Origin of the sequence: Marinobacter sp. (assembly GCF_034669625.1) — a bacterium.
Taxonomy (GTDB): domain Bacteria; phylum Pseudomonadota; class Gammaproteobacteria; order Pseudomonadales; family Oleiphilaceae; genus Marinobacter.
The window spans coordinates 314,247-335,136 of the sequence record NZ_JAXMOY010000001.1; the positions used below are offsets into that span (position 1 = coordinate 314,247).

The window sequence follows — 20,890 nt, forward strand, 5'->3', positions numbered from 1 at the left end:
CAGGGTAATGTCAGAGTTTGTTGTCCTGCAGCCATTGTCCCAGTTGCTGGCGTTCCTCGTCGGTCATGCCAGTCAGGTTGCCCAGCGGCATGTAGTGAGAATCTACCGCCACCTGGCGCACCTTGCCGGCATGCATGGCCAGAAGCGATAGGCTCTCCAGTTTGATACCGGCCGGCGCTGCCTGAAAGGCCGGATGGCCTGGGCTGCTGGCATGGCAGGCCACGCAGTGGGTGTTGATGAGGGCGCTTGCGGCCTCGTCACTGACCTCTGGGAGGTGAGTCGTATCAGACATGGTTGTCGGTGCCGGGGCAATACTCCAGATTAATGCGACGGTGAGCCCCGCGGCGACTGCCAGTATCCAGGGCTGGTTGATGTCCCGGTGGCGCAGGTTGAAGTAGTGCCGGGCAAAGGCTGTGATGAACCCGATGGCCGCCAGAACCGCCCAGCCGTGTGGATTGCCATACAGTAGCGGGTAGTGGTTGCTGATCATGATGAAGATGATCGGCAGCGTCAGGTAGTTATTGTGGGTCGAGCGCAGTTTGGCGAGCATGGCCAGTCGAGCGACCTTTTCGTTTGCGTCTTCCCCCGCCTGAACGGCGGCGACCAGTGCCCGTTGTGAGGGCATGATGCCGAGAAAGACGTTCGCCACCATGATGGTCCCGATTACGGCCCCGACGTGGATAAACGCGCCTCGGCCTGAGAACACCTGAAACAGACCCCAGTCGACGAGAACCAGAATGCCGAACAGAATCAGTGCGAACGCCTTGCCTTTGTCAGCCAGAGGGCTTCGAATCAGGGTCTCGTAGATCGCCAGGACGACGGCAATGGTGCCAAGGCCGATTGCGATAGCGGCACCGGTGCTGAGATCTGCCTTGGCCGGGTCGATCAGATATCCCGGCGAGCCCATGTAGTAAACAACAAACAGCAGAGCCAGACCGCTGAGCAGAGTTGAATAGGCTTCCCACTTGAACCAGTGTAGCTCCCGGGGCATTTCCTTCGGCCCCATTTTGTATTTGGCGACCTCGTAAAAACCGCCGCCGTGAATGGCCCATAAGTCACCCTTTATGCCTTCCTTTTTCTTCCATTCCGGTGGTTCCCGCAGGTGATTGTCCAGCCAGATGAAGTAAAACGATGCGCCGATCCAGGCAACGCCTGCGATAACGTGAAACCAGCGGACCAGAAGGGACAACCATTCGCTGAGGTAGGCTTCCATGGTTCAGGCTCCTTGGGTGAGGTAAGTGGGGGTGATGGCAGCGTCAGTTTCGGCTGCCTGGTGGCGTATTTCACCGGCCACGATGGTGGCGGTGATGGCCCGGTCGTCCCCTAGAATCATCAGATTGAAGAGAGTTTCGAAGGGCGTGTGTGTGAATTGCTGTTTCATGGCCAGTTGAGGTGTTCCACCCGGATTCAGGACCACGAAGTCGGCATGACGTCCAGGTTGAAAGCTGCCGGTCTGCTGATCCTGATGCAGGACCCGGGCATTGCCGAGTGTGGCGAGGTAGAACGCCTGCCAGGGCGTCAGAGTCTGGCCTCGAAGCCGACAAACCTTGTAGGCCTCGGCCATGGTGGCGAGCATCGACAGGCTGGTGCCGCCGCCAACGTCAGAGGCAAGCCCGACCGCAACACCGGCTTCGCGGGCTTCCCGGAAGTCGAACAGTCCGCTGCCCAAAAAGGTGTTTGAGGTAGGGCAAAAGGCGATGCGGGTGCCGGTCTCTGACAGTCGTTTTCGGTCGACATCATCGATGTGAATGCCGTGTGCCAGAACGGTGTGATCGCCGAGCAGACCATAGTGATCGTAGACGTCCAGATAGCTGGAGCGTTCCGGGAACAGTTCACGGATCCACTGGATTTCGCCGGTGTTCTCCGCCCAGTGTGTCTGCACCATGACATCCGGGTGCTCGGCGGCCAGCTTGCCGGCGAGCGAAAGCTGTTCCGGCGTTGAAGTCGCGGCAAACCGTGGTGTGATCGCGTAGCGTTGGCGTCCGCGTTTGTGCCAGGTCTGCAGCAGCGCGAGGCTGTCGTCGTAGCTGCTCTGGGCCGTGTCCTTCAGGTTTTCGGGGGCATGGCGGTCCATCATGGCCTTGCCCGCGGACAGGGCCATGCCCCGCTGCTCGCCAGCCTCGAATAGGGCATGCACCGACTCAGGGTGGGAGGTGCAGAACACCAGGCCCGAGGTGGTGCCGTAGCGCAGCAGCAGATCGGTAAACCGGTTCGCTTCTGCCCGGGCCCAGTCTATGTCGCTGAATCGGGCTTCATGGGGAAAGGTGTAGGTTTCCAGCCAGTCCAGCAACTGGGCACCGTAACTGGCCATAACCCCCAACTGGGGCATGTGTGCGTGGGTGTCGATAAAACCCGGCAGGATCAGCTGGTTTTTCCAGTGGGTCACCTCGGTGCCTTCGGGCAATCGGTGCAACCACTCACTGGCGTCACCGGCTACCAGCACTTTGCCGTGATGCACAATCAGCAGGCCGTCCTCGAAGAAGGCCACACTGCCTGCCGCCGGCTCCGGTTTGTTGCCCGGGTCCTCCAGAAAATGGAGCACGGTGCCTCGGTGAGCCTGACAGCCCGCCGGAAGCTGTGTTTCTGTCACTGTGGCCATCAGCTTCCCCGATATGTCGAGTAGCCCCACTGATTCAACAGCAGGGGAACGTGATAATGGGCATCCGGATCGTTGACCCGGAAATCCAGGCAGACCTCGGGGAAGAAGGTGTCCATCCCGCGGCCCTGGTACCAGTCGCCGGTCGCAAACCGGAGCTGGTAGTGGCCGGCCTCAAGAGCGGTATCGAACCAGTTCATCACGCGGCCATCGGCATCGGTCGTCCCGCTGGCAATGGCGGTATGATTCTGGCCCTGAACCCGGAAGAGGCTGACCGCCACACCGGCAGCAGGCTGACCGCTGCCGAGATCGAGAATGTGAGTCGTAACGGGGCTTTTGGCGCTCATAGCAGTTTCTCCAGTCGCAATTCGGTAATCCTGGCCTGCTCTCTGGCCGCGTTTTCAAGTTCCTCAGCGCGGCTGTTGGGCAAGCGGGCTTCCAGCAGTTCCAGCATTTCGCTGGCCGATTTTCCGGAAGCGCAGACGATGAAAATGAAACCGAACTTGGCCAGGTAGGCTTCGTTACCGGTCTTAATGCGTTGCAGAACGTCTTCGGACGCTGTGCTGGCTCCGGCTTGTTCGCCACTGGCCATGGCTTTGGTGCTGGCGTACTTTGCACGCAGGCTGTCGACGTCTCCGATCTTCGGATGGGCTTCAAAGGCGTCAAGCCAGTCTTGCTCTGTCAGCTCTGGCCAGAGTGCATGGCTGCGGGTGAACAGGGCTTCGGAACTGGCATAGGGCCGAGCGTCCAGCATGCCCTGAACCCAGGGATTCGCCGCGCAGCAGTCCCGGAACCGGGCTTCGGCTTCCTCATGGTTCAGGACGTTGAGTGCTTCAATGGTCATTCGGTTGTCTCTTTCGCATCGGTGTTCTGGATCAATCCCCGCAGTTGCCGCCAGGGCAAGCCACGTCGGGCGGAAGTTGTCCGGTGGGGGGTGGTCAGAGCCAGCAGTTCGGCGCTGATCGAGACGGCCACTTCCATTGGCCGCTTACCCGGGACGTCAGGATGACCAACGGGGCAGCGGATGGAGTTGATGGCGTCGGCACTGAACCCCCGGTGGTCCAGCCGCTTGCGGAATCGTTCGGCCTTGGTTTCTGACCCGATCAGGCCCAGGCTTGCGCAATCGCCTGCGGTTAACAGGGCGCGGCAGAGATCGAAATCCAGCTGGTGATTGTGGGTCAGGATCAGAACCTGTTTACCCGAGCACAGGTCGGGCGCATCACCGACGGGGTCATCGGTGTGGTGGATATGGACATTGGCGGGTACATCAGATGGAAACAGCTCAAGACGTTCGTCCACCCAGGTGATTCGCCAGGGCAGCTCGGCGAGGATAGTGACCAGCGCTTTGGCGACATGGCCGGCCCCGAACAGGATCAGTTCCTGCTCACTCCCCGGGTGCGCTTCCAGCAACACCGACACGCTGCCGCCGCAGCACTGACCAAGGCTGGCGCCCAGCGGGAAGTGTGCCAGGTCGCTGGTATAGTCCTGACGAGCCAGCCTTTCCCTGGCCTGCTGGCAAACCTGGTACTCCAGGTGCCCGCCGCCGATGGTGTCGTAACTGTGTTCGCCGGTGACGACCATCTTGCTGGCTGGCTCCCGGGGGACTGATCCGGCCACGCCGAGAACCGAAATCAGGACATAGGGCTCACCGCGCGCTTCGCAGTCTGCAACGGCCTGGTACCAGAGCTTTCGACGTTCCATCAGGATGCCTCCTGCTGCTTGCCGGCCCAGACCTGGCTGGCGGTGACGGCACCCAGCACCCGCTCAGGTGTGGCGGGCGTGTCCAGCGGTGGGCTGAAGCGATAGTCGGTGAGGCTTGAGACCGCGTCCCGCAGGGCACTCCAGACGGCGATGCCGAGCATCAATGGCGGTTCCCCGACCGCTTTGGAGTGGAATATCGTGGCTTCACGGTTCGGGCTGTCGGCCAGTAGAGCAACTCTCAGGTCAGGCGGGCAGTCCGAGACCGCTGGAATCTTGTAGGTGGCAGGACCGGTTGTGAGCAGTTTGCCTTCATCGCTGTACACCAGTTCTTCCGTGGTCAGCCAGCCCATACCCTGGACGAACCCGCCTTCGATCTGGCCGATGTCGATATCGGGATTCAGAGAGCGACCGGCATCAAACAGGATGTCGGTACGAAGGACCCGATATTCCCCGGTCAGGGTGTCGATCACCACTTCAGAGCAGGCGGCGCCGTTTGAGTAATACAGAAACGGGTGCCCCTTTCCGCTTTTCGGGTCGTAGTGGATCTTGGGCGTGGCGTAGAAACCTGAGGAAGACAGCGGTACCCGGTTCATATAGGCCGCCTGAACAAAGCTTGCCCAAGGCATCTGCAGGTCGCCGATCTGCACCTGATTATCCGAGAAATGGATGGCTTCTGGTGAGACCGACCAGTTCTGTGCTGCAAAGTCTGTCAGCCCCGCGAGAATCTTTTCACAGGCGTCCAGTGCAGCCATGCCGTTCAGGTCGGAGCCGGAAGAAGCGGCGGTTGGCGAGGTGTTGGGCACCTTGTCGGTGCGTGTGGCTGACACTTTGACGCGTTCAAGATCGACCTGGAAGGCGGACGCAACCACCTGCGCGACCTTGATATAGAGCCCCTGGCCCATCTCGGTGCCGCCGTGATTTACATGAATGCTGCCATCGGTATAGATGTGCACCAGAGCGCCCGCCTGGTTCAGGTGTTTGGCGGTGAAGGAAATGCCAAACTTCACAGGCGTCAGCGCCAGCCCTCGCTTAAGTGCCTCGCTTGACTGGTTGAATTGGGTGATTTCCGAACGCCGCTGACGGTAGTCCGAGCTGGTTTCCAGCGTCTCCAGCAGCTTCGGAAGGACGTGCTGTTCAATGGTCTGGTCGTAATGGGTGATGTCGCGTCCGGGTCGGTACAGGTTGAGTTTGCGGATATCCAGCGGGTCGCGGCCCAGGTGGCGGGCAATATCATCCATGGCCTGTTCGATGATCATCATGCCCTGGGGTCCGCCAAAACCCCGGAATGCCGTGTTCGAAACGGTGTGGGTCTTGCAGCGGTGGCCGGTAACCCGGGCCTGGTCCAGATAGTAAGCATTATCGGCATGGAACATGGCCCGATCGACGATGGCATCGGACAAATCTGTGGAGTAACCGCAACGGCCGGCCACCATGATGTCGGCACCCTGAATCAGGCCCTCATCGTCAAAGCCGATATCATAGGTATTGAAAAAGTCATGCCGCTTGCCGGTCTGGATCATGTCGTCGGGGCGTGACAGACGGTACTTCACCGGTCGGTTGGTTGCATTGGCCAGCAGGGCTGCGATGCAGGCGACTGGAGCCGCCTGGGTTTCTTTCCCGCCGAAGCCGCCGCCCATTCTTCGAACCTCAGTCTGGACCTCGTGAATGGGCAGTCCCAATACCTCAGCGACCAGCTTCTGTACCTCGGAAGGGTGCTGGCTGGAGGTGTGAACGAACATGCCCCTGTCTTCGGTGGGTTCGGCCAGACAGGCCTGTCCTTCCAGGTAAAAATGCTCCTGTCCACCGACGACCTGTTTGCCGGTCAGGCGATTAGGTGCCTGGGAGAGGGCTTGGTCCGGGTTGCCTCGCAGCTGGGTCTGGCTGGGGCGGACAAACAATTCCTTGTCCAGTGCCTGGTTTACGGTAATGACCGCATCCAGGGGTTCGTATTGAACGTTCGCCAGTTTCGCTGCCTTGCGTGCCGCCTCGTGAGAGGTTGCGGCGACGGCGAACAGGGGCTGTCCGATAAACTCCACGATATCATCTGCCAATACCGGGTCGCCGGGGAAAACCGGGCCGATGTCGAGATGGCCCGGCACATCCTTGGCGGTGACCACGGCGATGACGCCGGGGTATCGGCGGACGGCCTCCAGATCCACGGACACTATTCGGGCATGGGCCTGTTGGCTGTGACCGACCGCCGCGTGCAGGATGCCTTCCGGCATGGGTAAGTCGTCAATGTAACGGGCCTGGCCACTGACGTGTTTCCAGGCGCTGTCGTGTTTGGCGCTTTGTCCGGCTAACCCCTGGGCGGTGTGGGCCGGTGTGGGTGTGTTCAGGGGCAGTTTACGCATAGTCGGTCACCGTCAGTTGCTCGCGTGGGAGTGAATCCGAAGACAGCCAGGCGCGGCGCAGAAGGTTGCCGGCAACCTGAAGCCGGTAAGAGGCCGAAGCCCGGACATCACTTAGAGGGGAAAAGTCGCTGCCAAGGACGTTGATCGCAGCGGCCACGTTGTTTTCGGTCCAGGGCTGCCCCTTGAGCGCGTTTTCCGTTTGCAGTGCCCGGGCGGGCGTGGCGGCCATGCCGCCGAAGGCCAGGCGACACTCACTGATCACACCATCCGTTATGGTCAGTCGGAAAGCACCCAGAACGGCGGAGATGTCGTCGTCCAATCGCTTCGAGATTTTGTAGATGTGCAAAGTTTCGTTGGGTTTCGGTGCCGGGATCCGCACAGAGTGCAGGAATTCGCCCGACTTCAGGGCCGTCTCTTTATAGCCCAGGAAAAAATCTTCCACAGGCATCGAACGCGGCCCGTCCGGGCCATCGAGCACCAAAATGGCATTGAGCGCGATCAGCGGTGGCGGCATATCGCCGATGGGCGATGCGTTGGCAATGTTGCCGCCCAAGGTGCCCCGGTTGCGGATCTGTAGTGAGCCGAGGCGTTCGAGCATGGCGTCGAACGCCGGCCAAAGTTCGCACAGGGTCTTCCGGAAGGCCTGATAGGTGGTGGCAGCACCGATCACCAGTTCGTCGCCCTCCAGGACGCAGCCTTTCAACTCCGGAACACGTTCGACACTGACCAGATGATCCAGGGAACTCAGCTGTTGTGTGATTTCCAGTGCTAGATCCGTACTGCCGGCGACCAGTCTGGAATCGGGATAGGCGCGGCGCAATGAACGAAGGTCCTCAAGGCTGACCGGCGCGTCATACCGTGCACCTCCGGCTGCCTCCACGGTGATGTTGTCCCGGTGAATCCGGCTCAGCGCAGAGTCCGAGGGCCCTGGGCCCATGCCTGCGGCCGGGTGTTCAGTGTCCGGCGTCCATTCTTTAACCATGGCATCCTGGCCCGCCTCGATGATCGGTCGGTAGCCGGTGCAGCGACAGAGATTGCCAGACAGCGCTTCAAGAATCTGATGGTCGCTGACCGTGCCGTCCTTGCGTCTGGCATGCAGGGCGGTCAGAGACATCACGATGCCCGGCGTGCAAAAACCACACTGGGCACCGTGCTTGTCCAACAATCCCTGCTGAACCGGATGGCGTGGTTCCTGCTGGAAGGCTTCGACAGTAATCAGTTCCTTGCCGTGAAGACTTCCCAGCAAGGTAATGCAGCTGTTTATTGCGTCGTAATGGGTGTTGCCATCTTGGTCAGTGGTTCCTGTAATGACCGTGCAGGCACCACAGTCTCCGGAGGCGCAGCCTTCTTTGGTGCCGGTAAGGCGCATTTTGGTGCGTAACCATTCCAGGATGCTCAAATTTGGGTCGAACTGGTCAACTTTTTCAATTCGGCCGTTCAAAAGAAATTCGATCACGGTTCTCTCCGCTAGCAGGCTATTTGCGGTGTTTAGCGGTACCCCATTCCTCTCTTCAGGCAGGTTTTCCGCAGCGTCTGGAAGGTTTTCTGCAAAAAACTGACCAACTGGTTCAATTAAAGGTTTTTTCGGTTTTATTAACTATTGGCAAGCATATTGCTCTCACTTGAAATGTTGATTACTTGGTCAGTTTCTTAGTCGGCTGGCCAGGCATACATAATAGAAAGAGGCTGTGTATGACTGCGGCGTTGCGCTTGAAACTGGAAAACATCGTCAAGGAATACCCGGGTTGCCGGGCTAACGATGGAATTGACCTCACGGTGGAAGCCGGTGAGATTCATGCGCTTTTGGGAGAAAATGGCGCCGGCAAGAGCACCTTGATGAAGGTGATCTATGGCGTTGTTCAGCCGGATGAAGGCCGGATGCTCTGGAATGGTCATGAAGTCAGGGTGACCAGCCCGGCTCAGGCCCGGAGTATGGGCATCGGCATGGTGTTCCAGCATTTCTCCCTGTTCGAAACCCTGACCGTCGCCGAGAACATTGCCCTTAGCCTGCCTCCTGTTGAAGCCCGGGACCGGAAGCGCCTAGACGAGCGTATCCGTGAAGTATCGGAGCGCTACGGTATGGCGCTGGATCCCCGGCGTTATGTCAGTACCTTGTCTGTCGGGGAGCGTCAGCGGGTGGAGATCGTCCGCTGTCTGATTCAGGAAAGCACCTTGCTGATTCTGGACGAACCGACATCGGTGCTGACGCCTCAAGAAGTTTCATCACTGTTTGCCACGCTGAGGCAGCTCGCGAGCGAAGGCTGCAGCATTTTGTTCATCAGTCACAAACTCGAAGAGGTGCGCAACCTGTGCCACAACGCCACGGTATTGCGCCAGGGTCGTGTGAGTGGTGATTGCAGGCCGGCAGAGGTGTCGGCGAACGACATTGCGCGCTTGATGGTCGGTAACGATACGCCGATTTCAACCCAGGTGACCGCAGCGGCGCCCGGCGATGTTCTGCTCAATGTCAGGGCGCTGGAATGGAAGAGTAACGACCCGTTTGGCACCAGTCTCAAGAAGGTGGCCCTGGAACTGCGCAAGGGTGAAATTGTGGGGATCGCCGGGGTTGCGGGCAACGGCCAGGATGAGTTGTTGAAAGCGCTGTCGGGAGAAATCCTGGTGGATACCGGTAGCATCAGCCTGGATGGCAAGAGCATCGAAAACCTGTCGCCGGATCAGCGCCGGGATCTTGGGGTTGCGATTGTTCCCGAGGAACGCCTGGGACGGGGGGCGGTTCCCAATATGTCGCTGGCCGACAACGCTCTGTTGACCGCCTCCGGTCAGGGGCTGGTGGGCCGTGGATTGATTCGTTTTGGGCGGGTCCGGGAGTATTCCCAGGAGGTGATCCGTCGTTTCGGTGTGCGCTGTAACGGTGAAAACAGCACCGCCGGCAGCCTCTCGGGAGGCAATCTCCAAAAATACATTATTGGTCGTGAAGCGTTACAAAAGCCCCGCTTGCTGGTGGCGTCGCACCCTACCTGGGGCGTTGATGTCGGCTCTGCTGTGGCGATCCATGAAGCTCTGGTTCAACTGCGGGATGCAGGGGCGGCCGTTGTCCTGATTTCGGAAGACCTGGATGAGCTCTACCAACTTTGCAATCGGTTGGGCGCCCTGTGTGAGGGGCGGCTTTCACCCCTTGCGCCTACCTCTGAGCTGAGCATTGAACAGCTCGGGCAATGGATGGCAGGAGACTTCGAGTCTGCGGAGGTGAGCCATGTTGCTGCTTGAGCGTCGCCCCGTTGATTCCGCTCTGATGAGATGGGCATCGCCACTGCTTGCCCTGGTACTGACCATCATTACCGGCTTTTGCCTCTTTCTGGCGATGGGCAAGGACCCTGTGGAAGGTCTGAAGTTCTTCTTTATTACACCGATCAGCGACCTGATGGGACTTGCCGAACTCGGGCTGAAGATGGCGCCGTTGCTCCTGTGTGCGGCGGGGCTGACTGTTTGCTACCGGGCGAAAATCTGGAACATCGGTGCTGAAGGGCACTTTCTGATGGGGGCTCTAGGGGCCAGCATCATGGCGGTCTGGTTGGTTAATGCAGACGGCTTTTGGGTGCTGCCAGTGGTTCTGCTGTCGGGAACCCTGGCGGGCATGTTATGGGCGGGGGTTGCGTCAGGACTGAAAACTCATCTGCACTGCAACGAGATTCTCACCACCATCATGCTCAACTACATCGCGCTGAATCTGCTGCTGTATGTGGTGCATGGTCCTCTCAAAGACCCCTATGGTTTTGGCTTTCCTCAGTCTGTGATGTTTGCGGACTCGGCCCTGTTGCCAGCGCTGATTCCCGGTACACGGTTGCATCTGGGGCTGGCGTTCGGGTTGCTGGCTGCAGTTGTGGTCTGGGTGTTGTTTGCCCGCAGTTTTATCGGTTTTCAGCTCAACGTGGTGGGGCAGGATCATCGGGCCGCCGCTTTCGCAGGTTTTGGGGCCCGCCGGCTGACCTGGTTTGCTTTTCTGGTGGGCGGTGCCACCGCCGGCCTAGCCGGGGCTTCGGAGGTCACTGGCCCTATTGGTCAGCTCGTGCCGCAGGTGTCTCCCGGGTACGGCTACACCGCCATCATCGTCGTGTTCCTTGGCCGTATGCATGCTCTTGGCATCGTGGTTGCCAGTGCGCTGCTGGCGCTGACCTTCATAGGGGGAGAGATGCTCCAGATCGCCATGAATATGCCCAAGGCGGTGACCGGTCTGTTCCAAGGCTTGCTGCTGTTCTACCTGCTGACTTGTGACGCTTTTATCCACTATCGCATCCGCCTGAAACGGCCGGCGCGGCAAACCACCATGGCAGCCAAGACTGCCCTTGGGGAGGCCTGAAATGGAATTGCTGACGAACGTGCTGGCGGCCACTGTTGTGGCGGGTACTCCGCTGTTGCTGGTGGCGCTGGGTGAATTGATCTGTGAGCGCTCCGGGGTACTGAACCTCGGGCAGGAAGGCATGATGCTGATGGGCGCCGTCGCCGGGTTTGTCGCGGCGCTGACTAGTGGCAGTCTGGTTGTCGGGGTGGCTGCTGCGATTTTGGCCGGGATTGGCATGTCGTTGCTGTTTGCCTTCATGGCGGTATCCCTGGCCGCAAACCAATACGCCGCCGGATTAGCCTTGACCATTTTCGGCACCGGATTAAGTGCCTTCCTCGGGGCCGGTTTTGTGGGCCAGTCGATTGACGGTTTCTCCCGTGTCGCGATTCCGTTCCTGAGCGATATCCCGGTGCTGGGGCGTGTTCTGTTTAATCAGGATCCACTGGTGTATCTGTCCCTGATTGCCTTTGTCGGTGTGGCCGTTTTCCTGCGCCATACCCGTGGTGGCCTGTTGTTGCGCGCGGTGGGTGAAGACCCTGAAGCCGCCAATGCCAACGGCTTGAAAGTGCTGACTGTGCGCTACCTGGCGGTGGCGTTCGGCGGCGGCATGGCCGGCCTGGCCGGTGCTTATCTATCTCTTGCCTATACCCCGCTTTGGACCGAGAACATGACAGCCGGCCGTGGCTGGATAGCCCTGGCGCTGGTCGTGTTCGCTACCTGGCGGCCCGAGAGGGTTGTGCTGGGTGCTTATCTTTTCGGAGCAGCCAGTATTTTGCATCTGGTTCTGCAGGGCCTCGGTTGGACGAGCTCTACGGAACTGCTGGCGATGCTGCCCTACGTTGTCACGATTCTGATGCTGATTCTGTTGTCCTGGAATCCGGCCCGAACCCGATTGAATACCCCCCTTTCCCTTGGTCAGCCCTATCGGCCGGGACGCTAACAAGAACCGTTAAATGAGCACCAACAATGAAACCAAAAGAAAGTAACCTGAGAGGTAATACCATGAATGCATTTCGTAAAACATTGATTGCCGGCTGCGTGGCCGCTGCTTCCTTCGCCCCTGCTGCCCATGCTGAGAAATTCTTCGGCAGCTCCAGCATCTCGATTTTGCACAGTAACCAGTACGAGGGTGTTGAATTCGACGCTGGTGGCAATGGTGGTATGGAATATGAAGCCACGTATTTTACCTTCGAGAACGCATCGGCTCACAACTGGGGAAGCACCTTCTTCTTCATTGACCGTGATCAGGGGCAGGGTGATGTCGAAGGCTCCGATAACGTCTACGGTGAATTTGCTCCCAACGTGAGCACCAGCTGGCTGACCGGTGCGGACATGAGCTTTGGTCCGATCAAGGACGTGACCCTGGGCGCCCAATATGAATTCGGTGGAGGCACTCAGGTAAACAACTACATGGGTGGCTTCGGACTGGCGTGGGACGTGCCTGGCTTCATGTATTTCAACACCTCTGTTTATTATGTCGATAACGAACAGGTCAGTGATGATTATCAGCTGACCGTTACCTGGGGCGCTCCGTTGGAGGTTGGTTCTGCCCTGTTCCTGATCGACGGCTACATCGACTGGTCCACCGCGGAATCTGACCATGAGTCCGAATTTCAGTTCACCCCCCAGATCAAGCTGGACGTGAGTAACTTCTGGGGTGCTCCGGGCGTGCTCTATGCTGGTATTGAGTACCAGTACTGGAACAACAAGTACGGTCTTGGCGATACCCTGATCGGCGATCAGAGCTCCGTCAGCGCCCTGGTGAAATTCCACTTTTGATCCTGAACAGGAGTCCGGCAGAATATTGCTGTCGGACTCCTGAAAAAATGGACAATAAGTGAGAGGCCCATGACAAACAATTCTGCTGCAGAAAGCTCCGTTGCCGTCAAAAAAGACAGCAATGGCAAGAATCGTACGTATCGCCCCGGAAGGATACGGGAGCGTAACCGGGAAAGGATACTGATTGCCGCCGAGGAAGAGTTCGCGCTGAACGGCTACAAGGGTACGACGATCCAGAATATTGCCGAGCGGGCAGGATTGCCAAAATCCAACGTGTTGTACTACTTCAGCAATAAGAAGCGCATGTACGGGGCCATGTTTGACGACATCCTCGAGCGCTGGAACAAAGTATTCACCGAGATCAGTCCGGAAGACGACCCGGCGGAAGCCCTGACGACGTTTATCCGGAACAAGGTGGAAATGTCGCGCCAGTACCCGTTGGCATCCCGGTTGTTTGCAATGGAAATTATCCAGGGTGCCCCTTTCTTGCTTGAGCACCTGCGCACCAACATGCGCGAGTGGGTTCGGGGTCGGGCGGAGGTTATCCAGTCCTGGATCGACGACGGGCGCATGGCTCCGGTCGACCCGGTGCAGCTGATTTTTCTGATCTGGTCTTCAACCCAACATTATGCCGACTTCCAGGTGCAGATCCTGATGGTGGAAAACAAAGCCGAATACGAGAAGCGCGACTTCGACCATGCGGCGAATTTTCTGACCGGTGTGATCCTCCGGGGGTGTGGTCTTGAGAGTCCGACATGAATGAGCGTGTTTCATATCCGAGGGATATGCGGGGTTATGGTGAACATCCTCCTCATGCCCAGTGGCCTGGTAATGCCCGGGTCGCGGTGCAGTTTGTACTGAATTACGAAGAGGGCGGGGAAAACTGTGTGCTTCATGGTGATGAGCACTCGGAGAGCTTCCTCTCTGACATCATTGGCGCCCAAGCCTACCCGGATCGGCACATGAGTATGGAATCCCTCTATGAGTACGGGTCCCGCGCCGGTGTCTGGCGCATTTTGAAAGAATTCCGGAAGCGGGAACTGCCGCTGACCGTTTTCGGCGTAACCATGGCGATGGCGCGTAACCCGGACGTTGTTCAGGCGTTCCTGGATGACGGCCATGAGATTGCCTGTCACGGCGAGCGCTGGATTCATTACCAGGATATGAGCGAGTCTGAGGAACGCCGCTACCTTGAGCGGGCGATCGAACAGCATACGCAGCTCACTGGAACGCCCCCACTGGGCTGGTACACCGGTCGGGACAGCCCGAATACCCGCCGGCTTGTGGTGGAGCAGGGTGGCCTCGAATACGACAGCGATTACTACGGTGATGACCTGCCATTCTGGACCACCGTCGAGACCAGCGCGGGCGAACAGAAACCCCATCTTGTGGTGCCTTATACGCTGGAGGCTAACGACATGCGCTTCTGTTCACCTCAGGGTTTCAACTCCGGAGAGCAGTTCTTCCAGTACCTGAAAGACAGCTTTGATGTGCTTTATGAAGAGGGTGCGGAAGCTCCGAAAATGATGTCCGTTGGCCTGCATTGCCGGGTTGTCGGGCGTCCGGGCCGATTCCGCGCATTGCAGCGCTTCCTTGATTATATCCAGCAGCACGAGCGGGTATGGGTGTGCCGGCGCATTGATATCGCCCGCCACTGGAAGCAGATGCACCCTTACCAACCTGATTGATACCGGAGTTTTAGAATGACTGACGCCGTTGTGGCTCCTCTTGTGGAGGGCCCCGAGTTTACCCGTCTTGGCTTGAATCTGGCAGATCGTAGTCTGGGCGCGGAAGTGACCGGGGTGACAGACGAGTTTTTTGGACCCAGAGAGCGCATGCTCGACCCAGAACAGCCCGTATTCTACCCCGACCGTTATGACGATCATGGGAAATGGATGGACGGCTGGGAAACGCGTCGCCGGCGGACGACCGGCCACGACTGGTGCATCGTGCGCCTGGCCATGCCGGGCATCCTGATGGGCGTTGATTTTGATACCAGTTTTTTTACCGGAAATTTTCCTCCAGCGGCCTCTCTGGAAGCCTGTTTCAGTCTGGACGCAGAGCCGGATGAACACACAAACTGGCAAGTGCTGGTGCCTGCTACCGGACTGAAAGGCAACGATCATCGCTTCTGTGCGATTGAATCCGATCAGCCCTGGACCCATTTGCGACTGCATATCTACCCGGATGGCGGGCTGGCGCGCCTGCGCGTGTATGGCAAGCCCTTCTGTGACTGGACAACGCTGTTGGCGACGGATGAGAGCCGGAATTTGCTGGCCCTGGAACATGGCGGGGACCAGGTCGCCTGGAGTGACGCCCACTACGGCGAGCCGCGCAAGTTACTGCGACCGGGGCGCGGTCTCAACATGGGTGATGGCTGGGAAACCCGCCGACGGCGTGAACCCGGCAACGACTGGTGCATTCTGGCGCTCGGTCACAAGGGTATTGCTGAACGCATAGAGGTCGATACGGCTCACTTCAAAGGAAACTTCCCGGCCGCTTGTTCCATTCAGGCAGCCTGCGTGGCGGAGGGAGCCGGCACGGCAGAGTCCCTGATCACCCAGAGTATGTTCTGGCCGACCTTGATGGAGGAGCAGCCGTTGACGGCGGACAGTATCCATCAGTTCCAGGAACTGGTGGATCTAGGGCCTATTACGCACATCCGATTCAATATGATTCCTGACGGTGGTGTCAGCCGCGTTCGCCTGTTCGGAAAAGCCGCGTCATGAATGGGGTCAGGATTGTGATGAGATCAATCCTCAGCAATCCATCACATCCATTCAGGCCGCTCGCTAGCGTATCTCCGTGCCAGCCGCCCTGCCTGAAATGAGCCCGGTGACCGCACGGCGAGCGATCCGGGTCCTGCGCCCGGATTCTCCCGGCGAGGCGGTCCGTCTGGCCCGCCAGTTCAGGGCGCCTTATACCGCAGGCGGTACCTGGCTTCAGCCGGCCCATGAGCGGGATCAATGCTGGCCGGAAAAACTGGTGGCACTGAATGCCTCGTGGCCTGCCTTTCGGGGGCTGGAAGAGGGGCCGGACGGGCTGGTTGTGGGTGCGCTGACCTCTTTGTCTGAAATGGCACGGCACCTTCTGGCCCGTGAATATCTGCCGCCGCTGGCGGTTTTTCTGAACCAAGTGGCGGGGCCGGGCGTTCGGGCGCTGGGAACCGTTGGCGGCAATCTGATCGTGGGTGGTGATCTGTCTGCCCTGGCCATGGCGCTTGATGTACGAGTGGACGTAGTCGGTCACGCAGGCGAGCGGGCACTGCCGCTTTCCCTATGGCTGCGGGAGCGGGCACCGGACGATCTGTTGCGTGGTTTTACGATTCCGGATTGCAGGGGGTGGCGGATGTCGCTGGAGAAACTCGGCTATCGAGAGCGGTTCAGTCCGACCCGCGCCACTCTGGCTTGTGTTCATGATGGTGTTCGGGTGCGTCTGGCGGTGTCGGGCGAAGGAGGCTTGCTTCGGCTGGCGGCGACGGAAGCGTTTGTTCACGATCAGGCTGCTTCGGCACCGGGTGATTTCGGAGCGGTGATTGACCGCGAATTGGCTGCTCACGGTTGGCAGGACCCCGATCTGCGCATGGCGCTGCGACGGATGACGGAGGGGCTGTTGTCGGAGGTGGCGCTTGGAACTTAAAGCTCAGCCCGCTATGGCGGGAACCAGTGTTCTTCAACGCATCGAAGGGCGCTTTGGCTACGCCACGGACCAGCAGCACCTGCCCGGTCTGTTGCACGGGGTCATCCTGCGCAGCCGGCACGCGCATGCCCGTCTGCTGCGGGTAGATACGACCCGGGCCAGGTCGATGCCGGGCGTCAGAGCCGTGGTGACGGCGGCGGATGTGCCGGGCCTGAACCGTTTTGGCATTGTTGTGCGTGATCAGCCGGTGTTGTGTGAAGACCGGGTCCGCTATGAGGGTGACGCGATTGCGGCGGTGGCCGCAGACACCCTGGAGCAGGCGCGGGCGGCGTTGGCGCTGATTGACGTCGATTACGAACCCCTGGTTGTGGTCGATCAGGCTGAAACGGCGGAACAGATGGCGCCCCTGCATGGCGAAAGTAACGTTGTGGCCCGGGACTCTCTCGCGCGCGGCGATAGCAACGCAGCCTTTGCACGATGCGCCGTGATCGTGGAACATCATTATCAAACACCCCGGCAAATGCACGCCTTCATGGAGACTGAGGGCGGCGTAGCGATTCCGGATAACAACGGTGGCGTGGCCTTTCGGGTAGGGTGTCAGTCAGGTCACCGTGATGTTGAACAGCTGGCCGACATTCTCGGCCTGAAGCCGTCTCAGGTCACAGTGGAGGCGACCCCGACCGGCGGTGCCTTTGGCGGTAAGGACGAGCTGACCATTCAGCCGGTGGCGGGCATTCTGGCGTTACAGACCGGTTTCCCGGTACTGATCCATCTGGACCGGTTCGAGTCCTGTCGTGTTGGTATCAAGCGGCACCCTGTGTCGGTGGTGATGACCACCGGGTGTGATCGCCAGGGCCGAATTCTGGCCCATCGTGTCGACGCGCTGCTGGACACCGGTGCCTACGCCAGCCTGGGGCCTGCGGTGTTGGAAAACTTTTTGGATCACGCCACGGCGCCTTTGTACCGGATCGAGGCGTATTCCGTTTCCGGGCGTTTGGTCTACACCAATAACGGCGTTTCCGGTGCCTTCCGGGGGTTTGGCGGGAATCAGGCGACGTTTGCCGTGGAATCCCAGCTCGACGCCCTGGCGGGAAAATTGAAGATGTGCCCGTTGCAACTGCGCAGAATCAATCTGCGCACGGTGGATGAGCCGGGAAGTCGGGGGCAGGCGGTGCGCTGGACAGCACCGCCGACCGAGGTTCTGGCTGAAGCTGCAGCATCACCACTCTGGTTGCCCGCTGCTGCCGACGCTTGTGGGCGCTGGCTAACCGGCACGGGTATGGCCATGGGGGCTCAGGGTAACGGGCTCGGCGATGGTCTGCCTGACAGTGGTGGCGGCCGGATGAGTCTGACCGCAGAAGGCCGGATTCGCCTAGAATTCGGCTTCGTCGATTATGGCCAGAATCTTGTCGAAGCCATTACCTGCCTTGTGTGTGAGGCTTTGGGCTGTGCCGCCAGCGATGTCGACGTGGTGCTGGGGAACTCGCGGGGACCGGATTCCGGTCCCACCAGTGCTTCGCGCAGCTCGGTTTTGGTTCAGGGTGTACTCGCAACTATTCTTCCTCGCTGGCAAGACCGCGTGCGGGATCAGGCCGCTGCGCTGACAGATCTGCCTCGTGACGAGCTGGACAGCGGCCCTGGAGGCCTGTTCGTTAATGGCCAGCGGGTGCTGAGCTATCAAGAACTGGCTAAAAAAGGTCAGCCGGAACAAACCATGGTGGATGCCAGCCAGGAATTTCCCGTTGCCCCGGAAGGGAATCAACCTGTGGGTCGTTACCTTCAGTTGCAGATTGCGACAGTGGCCCGGGTGGCCGTCGACCGATTGACCGGTCGGGTTCGCGTTACGGAGCTTCATCACATAACCGCGGCGGGTCGCGTTATCTACCCTCCCGGCTACCTCGGACAGATCGAGGGTGCCGCCATCATGGGCCTCGGCATGGCCCTCACCGAAGATATGCCGACCCGGGAAGGTCGCTATCTGGCCGACAACCTGGACCAGTACATGATACCCACCATGCACGATGTGCCTGACCAGCGTGTGGATATTCTGGATAACACACCGGAGACGGACCCCTTTCCGGTGCGAGGGGTTGGAGAACTGGGCATTGAGGCGGTGGTGCCGGCCATCTGTTCGGCGATTGAGGCGGCCACTGGTATCCGGCTGCGGCACCTTCCGGTCGACGCCGGCTCTCTGTTGTCCGCGCTTTGTGCTCAGGAGGAACAGCGCTTATGACCAGACCTACTCAGCCGGAAATCTGCACCCCGGAAAGGGTAACGTTTAAGCTGAACGGAGACGTTATTTCACAGCGGGTAGCGCCGGCAACCACGTTGCTGGACATCCTGAGGGACAGCGGGCGGATCACCTCTGCGCGTGCCGGTTGCCGTATCGGCAGGTGCGGCGCTTGCACCGTGCTGCTGAACGGTGAGGCCGTTCCCGGGTGTCTGGTGATGGCTTGGCAGCTATCAGACTGCACGGTGCAAACCGTTGAGGGTTTGACCGAAGACCCGGATTTTGTCCAGGTGAGAGACGCACTGGCGACCGAAAGCGCCTTGCAGTGTGGCTATTGTACGCCGGGTATCGCGGTATCGCTGGTGTCAGGTTTGCGCCAGCAGCAGAGCGGCGATGCCGTTGATCTTCAAGAGGCCGTGGCCGGTAATCTGTGCCGATGCACCGGATACGGTGGTCTGAAACGTGCCATCGCTGTGCTTACAGAGGCGAGTTCTGAAACCTAGGGGGAGGGCTGAGTGAATTCAGGCCCCCACCTGCCGGTTTCTCGTTTCTAGCAAGGGCTCTGTTCTCGGTGAATGGCATACGGCCCCCAGGCCTGCCGCACCGGTACCATCTCCACCCGATTGATATTGATGTGATCGGGCAGGTTGGCTATGTGAGCGATCTGCTCGGCAATGTCCTCCGCGGACAGGGGAATGGTCCCCTCGTAGACCGAGTTCGCTGCGGTTTTATTGCCACTGTTGCGAACCAGCGAAAACTCGGTTTCAGCAATGCCGGGTGCGAGATCGGTGACGCGCACCCCTGTGCCTAGAAGGTCACTGCGCAGGTTGTAGGAGAACTGTTTGATAAACGCTTTGCTGGCTCCGTACACATGACTGCCAGGGTAAGGCCATTCACCGGCGGTGGAGCCAATGTTGATGATGTTGGCGCCGGCTCCGCTTTCGATCAGCGTTGATAGCAGGGCATGGGTCACATTGACTACCCCGGTGATGTTGGTGTTGATCATAGTGTGCAGGTCGGCAAGCTGAACATCCTGCATGGCCGCCGGTGCCAGTGCCAGGCCGGCATTGTTGACCAAGGTATGGATCTGGCGAAAGTCTGAAGGCAGTGAGGCGATCGCCTGTGTCACCGCTTCAGCGTCCTGGACATCCAGTTTCAGGGCATGCACCTGAGTCATGCATCCAAGCTCATCCGCCAATGCGTGCAGGCGTTCTTCCCTGCGGCCGCAGATAACAATGGACCAACCGTCGGCGGCAAATCGCCGGGCTGTGGCTGCGCCAAAGCCGGAGGTCGCACCGGTGATAAACAAAGTCTTGCTCAAGGTATTCTCCTCGTGATTGATGTTGGGTCTGGTTCCGCCGGTTCAGGTGCGTTCTTCCCGTATAAACGGTGTCCCCAGAGCGCCGGGCTGGCTGTTGCTGTCCCGCTTTGATGCGGCCACCCAGATCATGACGCCCAAGGTGATGGCATAAGGCGCCATGAAGACAAAGTATTGCGGGAGCTTGATGCCGGAAGCCGCCAGTTGGGGAATCAATGCTTCAATACAGCCGAACAGAACCGCCCCGGTCAGAGCCTTCCAGGGAGACCAGCGAGCGAAAATGACCAGTGCGACGGCAATCCACCCCCGACCTGCGGTCATATTCGAAATCCAGAGTTTGGTACTGAGAACGGCAATGAATGCACCCGCCAGACCAATCAACGCGGCTCCGATCACAATCGCAGCCAACCGGTAGCTCAAGACGGGAATGCCGGCGGCGTCTGCGGCTTGCGGGTTTTCGCCAACGGCACGCATGCGCAGGCCCGGTGTGGTGCGATTCAAGGCCCAGACGGAAACCAGGAAAATCACCGGTACCAGGTAGACCACAGGATTCTGAATGAAGAACCGGCCCAGGTAGGGCAGCTCGGAGAGCGGCCAGAATGCAATGGTCTCCAGTCCGGGAACAGGCTGGTTGGTCCAGCCCATCAGTGTGCCCGTCAGGGTCGTTAGGCCCTGGCAGAAGAACACCAGTACCAGACCCGAGATAACCTGGTTCATGCGCATGACCAGCACCATCAGGGCAAACAGCAGGGAGACCACGCTGGCGGCAATCATGGCCATGATCAGTGCGACCGCAGTGTGTTCAAAGGTCAGGTAGGCGCCGATTCCGGCAACGGCACCGACCAGCATCAGGCCCTCGGCGCCCAGCGCGAGAACGCCGGACTTCTCGGTGATGATCAGTCCCAGCGCCGCAAGGGCAAAAGGAACCGCAAATTCAGGGATATTACCCATCCAACTCGAAATCAGGTCCATG

Annotated in this window: 19 protein-coding genes; 10 read left to right on the plus strand and 9 right to left on the minus strand. The window is 59.4% G+C overall.

Going from position 1 to position 20,890, the window contains the following annotated elements; translation table 11 throughout:
* Positions 1-10 precede the first annotated feature (10 nt).
* The 7 genes from VOI14_RS01375 to xdhA are packed head-to-tail and all read right to left on the minus strand — an operon-like array spanning position 11 to position 8,107.
* Positions 11-1,213: a urate hydroxylase PuuD gene (locus VOI14_RS01375; RefSeq protein ID WP_323750226.1), complete on the minus strand. Its 1,203-nt coding sequence runs from the start codon at positions 1,211-1,213 to the stop codon at positions 11-13.
* Positions 1,214-1,216: 3 nt separating this feature from the next.
* The gene (gene guaD / locus VOI14_RS01380) at positions 1,217-2,599 is read right to left on the minus strand and encodes a guanine deaminase (protein ID WP_323750227.1); all 1,383 of its coding nucleotides are present in this window, start codon (positions 2,597-2,599) and stop codon (positions 1,217-1,219) included.
* Positions 2,599-2,943 carry a hydroxyisourate hydrolase gene (gene uraH, locus VOI14_RS01385; RefSeq protein ID WP_323750228.1) on the minus strand — a complete coding sequence of 115 codons (345 nt, stop codon included), beginning with the start codon at positions 2,941-2,943 and terminating at the stop codon, positions 2,599-2,601. The genes guaD and uraH overlap by 1 nt, the downstream gene beginning before the upstream one ends.
* The gene (gene uraD, locus VOI14_RS01390) at positions 2,940-3,440 is read right to left on the minus strand and encodes a 2-oxo-4-hydroxy-4-carboxy-5-ureidoimidazoline decarboxylase (protein ID WP_323750229.1); all 501 of its coding nucleotides are present in this window, start codon (positions 3,438-3,440) and stop codon (positions 2,940-2,942) included. The genes uraH and uraD overlap by 4 nt, the downstream gene beginning before the upstream one ends.
* Positions 3,437-4,297, minus strand: coding sequence for a xanthine dehydrogenase accessory protein XdhC (xdhC, locus tag VOI14_RS01395; RefSeq protein WP_323750230.1), 861 nt, complete (start codon positions 4,295-4,297; stop codon positions 3,437-3,439). The genes uraD and xdhC overlap by 4 nt, the downstream gene beginning before the upstream one ends.
* A complete protein-coding gene (xdhB, locus tag VOI14_RS01400; RefSeq protein ID WP_323750231.1) occupies positions 4,297-6,651 on the minus strand; it encodes a xanthine dehydrogenase molybdopterin binding subunit in 2,355 nt (784 codons plus the stop codon). The genes xdhC and xdhB overlap by 1 nt, the downstream gene beginning before the upstream one ends.
* Positions 6,644-8,107: a xanthine dehydrogenase small subunit gene (xdhA, locus tag VOI14_RS01405; RefSeq protein WP_323750232.1), complete on the minus strand. Its 1,464-nt coding sequence runs from the start codon at positions 8,105-8,107 to the stop codon at positions 6,644-6,646. The genes xdhB and xdhA overlap by 8 nt, the downstream gene beginning before the upstream one ends.
* A gap of 236 nt (positions 8,108-8,343) precedes the next feature.
* On the opposite strand from xdhA, the gene VOI14_RS01410 reads away from it, so the two are divergent.
* The 10 genes from VOI14_RS01410 (at position 8,344) to VOI14_RS01455 (ending at position 19,102) form a co-directional block, all read left to right on the plus strand.
* Complete coding sequence (locus tag VOI14_RS01410; protein WP_323750233.1) at positions 8,344-9,879, plus strand: ABC transporter ATP-binding protein; 1,536 nt, start codon at positions 8,344-8,346, stop codon at positions 9,877-9,879.
* On the plus strand, positions 9,866-10,969 hold the full coding sequence (locus VOI14_RS01415) for an ABC transporter permease (RefSeq protein WP_323750234.1): 1,104 nt from the start codon (positions 9,866-9,868) through the stop codon (positions 10,967-10,969). The genes VOI14_RS01410 and VOI14_RS01415 overlap by 14 nt, the downstream gene beginning before the upstream one ends.
* 1 nt (position 10,970) lies before the next feature.
* Complete coding sequence (locus VOI14_RS01420; RefSeq protein ID WP_323750235.1) at positions 10,971-11,891, plus strand: ABC transporter permease; 921 nt, start codon at positions 10,971-10,973, stop codon at positions 11,889-11,891.
* A 26-nt stretch (positions 11,892-11,917) separates the two neighbouring features.
* Entirely contained in the window at positions 11,918-12,730 is an 813-nt protein-coding gene (locus VOI14_RS01425) for an outer membrane protein OmpK (protein WP_323750236.1), read from the plus strand.
* Between the two features lie 69 nt (positions 12,731-12,799).
* Positions 12,800-13,489 (plus strand): TetR/AcrR family transcriptional regulator, encoded by a 690-nt coding sequence (locus VOI14_RS01430; RefSeq protein ID WP_323750237.1) that lies wholly within the window; start codon positions 12,800-12,802, stop codon positions 13,487-13,489.
* A complete protein-coding gene (gene puuE, locus VOI14_RS01435; RefSeq protein ID WP_323750238.1) occupies positions 13,486-14,418 on the plus strand; it encodes an allantoinase PuuE in 933 nt (310 codons plus the stop codon). The genes VOI14_RS01430 and puuE overlap by 4 nt, the downstream gene beginning before the upstream one ends.
* Positions 14,419-14,433: 15 nt before the next feature.
* Entirely contained in the window at positions 14,434-15,459 is a 1,026-nt protein-coding gene (gene alc / locus VOI14_RS01440; RefSeq protein WP_323750239.1) for an allantoicase, read from the plus strand.
* Positions 15,460-15,535: 76 nt separating this feature from the next.
* Positions 15,536-16,369, plus strand: coding sequence for an FAD binding domain-containing protein (locus VOI14_RS01445; protein WP_323750240.1), 834 nt, complete (start codon positions 15,536-15,538; stop codon positions 16,367-16,369).
* Positions 16,359-18,602 carry a xanthine dehydrogenase family protein molybdopterin-binding subunit gene (locus VOI14_RS01450; RefSeq protein WP_323750241.1) on the plus strand — a complete coding sequence of 748 codons (2,244 nt, stop codon included), beginning with the start codon at positions 16,359-16,361 and terminating at the stop codon, positions 18,600-18,602. Before VOI14_RS01445 ends, VOI14_RS01450 begins: the two co-directional genes overlap by 11 nt.
* Complete coding sequence (locus tag VOI14_RS01455) at positions 18,599-19,102, plus strand: (2Fe-2S)-binding protein (RefSeq protein WP_323750242.1); 504 nt, start codon at positions 18,599-18,601, stop codon at positions 19,100-19,102. The genes VOI14_RS01450 and VOI14_RS01455 overlap by 4 nt, the downstream gene beginning before the upstream one ends.
* A gap of 47 nt (positions 19,103-19,149) precedes the next feature.
* Here VOI14_RS01455 and VOI14_RS01460 read toward each other — a convergent pair whose 3' ends face one another.
* Both VOI14_RS01460 and VOI14_RS01465 read right to left on the minus strand, forming a co-directional pair.
* Positions 19,150-19,920, minus strand: coding sequence for an SDR family NAD(P)-dependent oxidoreductase (locus VOI14_RS01460; RefSeq protein WP_323750243.1), 771 nt, complete (start codon positions 19,918-19,920; stop codon positions 19,150-19,152).
* 42 nt (positions 19,921-19,962) lie between these two features.
* Positions 19,963-20,889 (minus strand): ABC transporter permease, encoded by a 927-nt coding sequence (locus VOI14_RS01465; protein ID WP_323750244.1) that lies wholly within the window; start codon positions 20,887-20,889, stop codon positions 19,963-19,965.
* Position 20,890: the final 1 nt, after the last annotated feature.

Excerpts from the sequence above, each read along its gene's own strand:
- VOI14_RS01430 (WP_323750237.1), top strand. The coding sequence starts at position 12,800 with ATGACAAACAATTCTGCTGCAGAAAGCTCCGTTGCCGTCAAAAAAGAC.
- VOI14_RS01465 (WP_323750244.1), bottom strand. The coding sequence starts at position 20,889 with ATGGACCTGATTTCGAGTTGGATGGGTAATATCCCTGAATTTGCGGTT.
- alc (WP_323750239.1), top strand. The coding sequence starts at position 14,434 with ATGACTGACGCCGTTGTGGCTCCTCTTGTGGAGGGCCCCGAGTTTACC.
- uraH (WP_323750228.1), bottom strand. The coding sequence starts at position 2,943 with ATGAGCGCCAAAAGCCCCGTTACGACTCACATTCTCGATCTCGGCAGC.
- VOI14_RS01455 (WP_323750242.1), top strand. The coding sequence starts at position 18,599 with ATGACCAGACCTACTCAGCCGGAAATCTGCACCCCGGAAAGGGTAACG.
- VOI14_RS01415 (WP_323750234.1), top strand. The coding sequence starts at position 9,866 with ATGTTGCTGCTTGAGCGTCGCCCCGTTGATTCCGCTCTGATGAGATGG.
- VOI14_RS01410 (WP_323750233.1), top strand. The coding sequence starts at position 8,344 with ATGACTGCGGCGTTGCGCTTGAAACTGGAAAACATCGTCAAGGAATAC.
- uraD (WP_323750229.1), bottom strand. The coding sequence starts at position 3,440 with ATGACCATTGAAGCACTCAACGTCCTGAACCATGAGGAAGCCGAAGCC.
- VOI14_RS01425 (WP_323750236.1), top strand. The coding sequence starts at position 11,918 with ATGAAACCAAAAGAAAGTAACCTGAGAGGTAATACCATGAATGCATTT.
- VOI14_RS01420 (WP_323750235.1), top strand. The coding sequence starts at position 10,971 with ATGGAATTGCTGACGAACGTGCTGGCGGCCACTGTTGTGGCGGGTACT.
- VOI14_RS01375 (WP_323750226.1), bottom strand. The coding sequence starts at position 1,213 with ATGGAAGCCTACCTCAGCGAATGGTTGTCCCTTCTGGTCCGCTGGTTT.
- guaD (WP_323750227.1), bottom strand. The coding sequence starts at position 2,599 with ATGGCCACAGTGACAGAAACACAGCTTCCGGCGGGCTGTCAGGCTCAC.
- xdhC (WP_323750230.1), bottom strand. The coding sequence starts at position 4,297 with ATGGAACGTCGAAAGCTCTGGTACCAGGCCGTTGCAGACTGCGAAGCG.
- puuE (WP_323750238.1), top strand. The coding sequence starts at position 13,486 with ATGAATGAGCGTGTTTCATATCCGAGGGATATGCGGGGTTATGGTGAA.
- xdhB (WP_323750231.1), bottom strand. The coding sequence starts at position 6,651 with ATGCGTAAACTGCCCCTGAACACACCCACACCGGCCCACACCGCCCAG.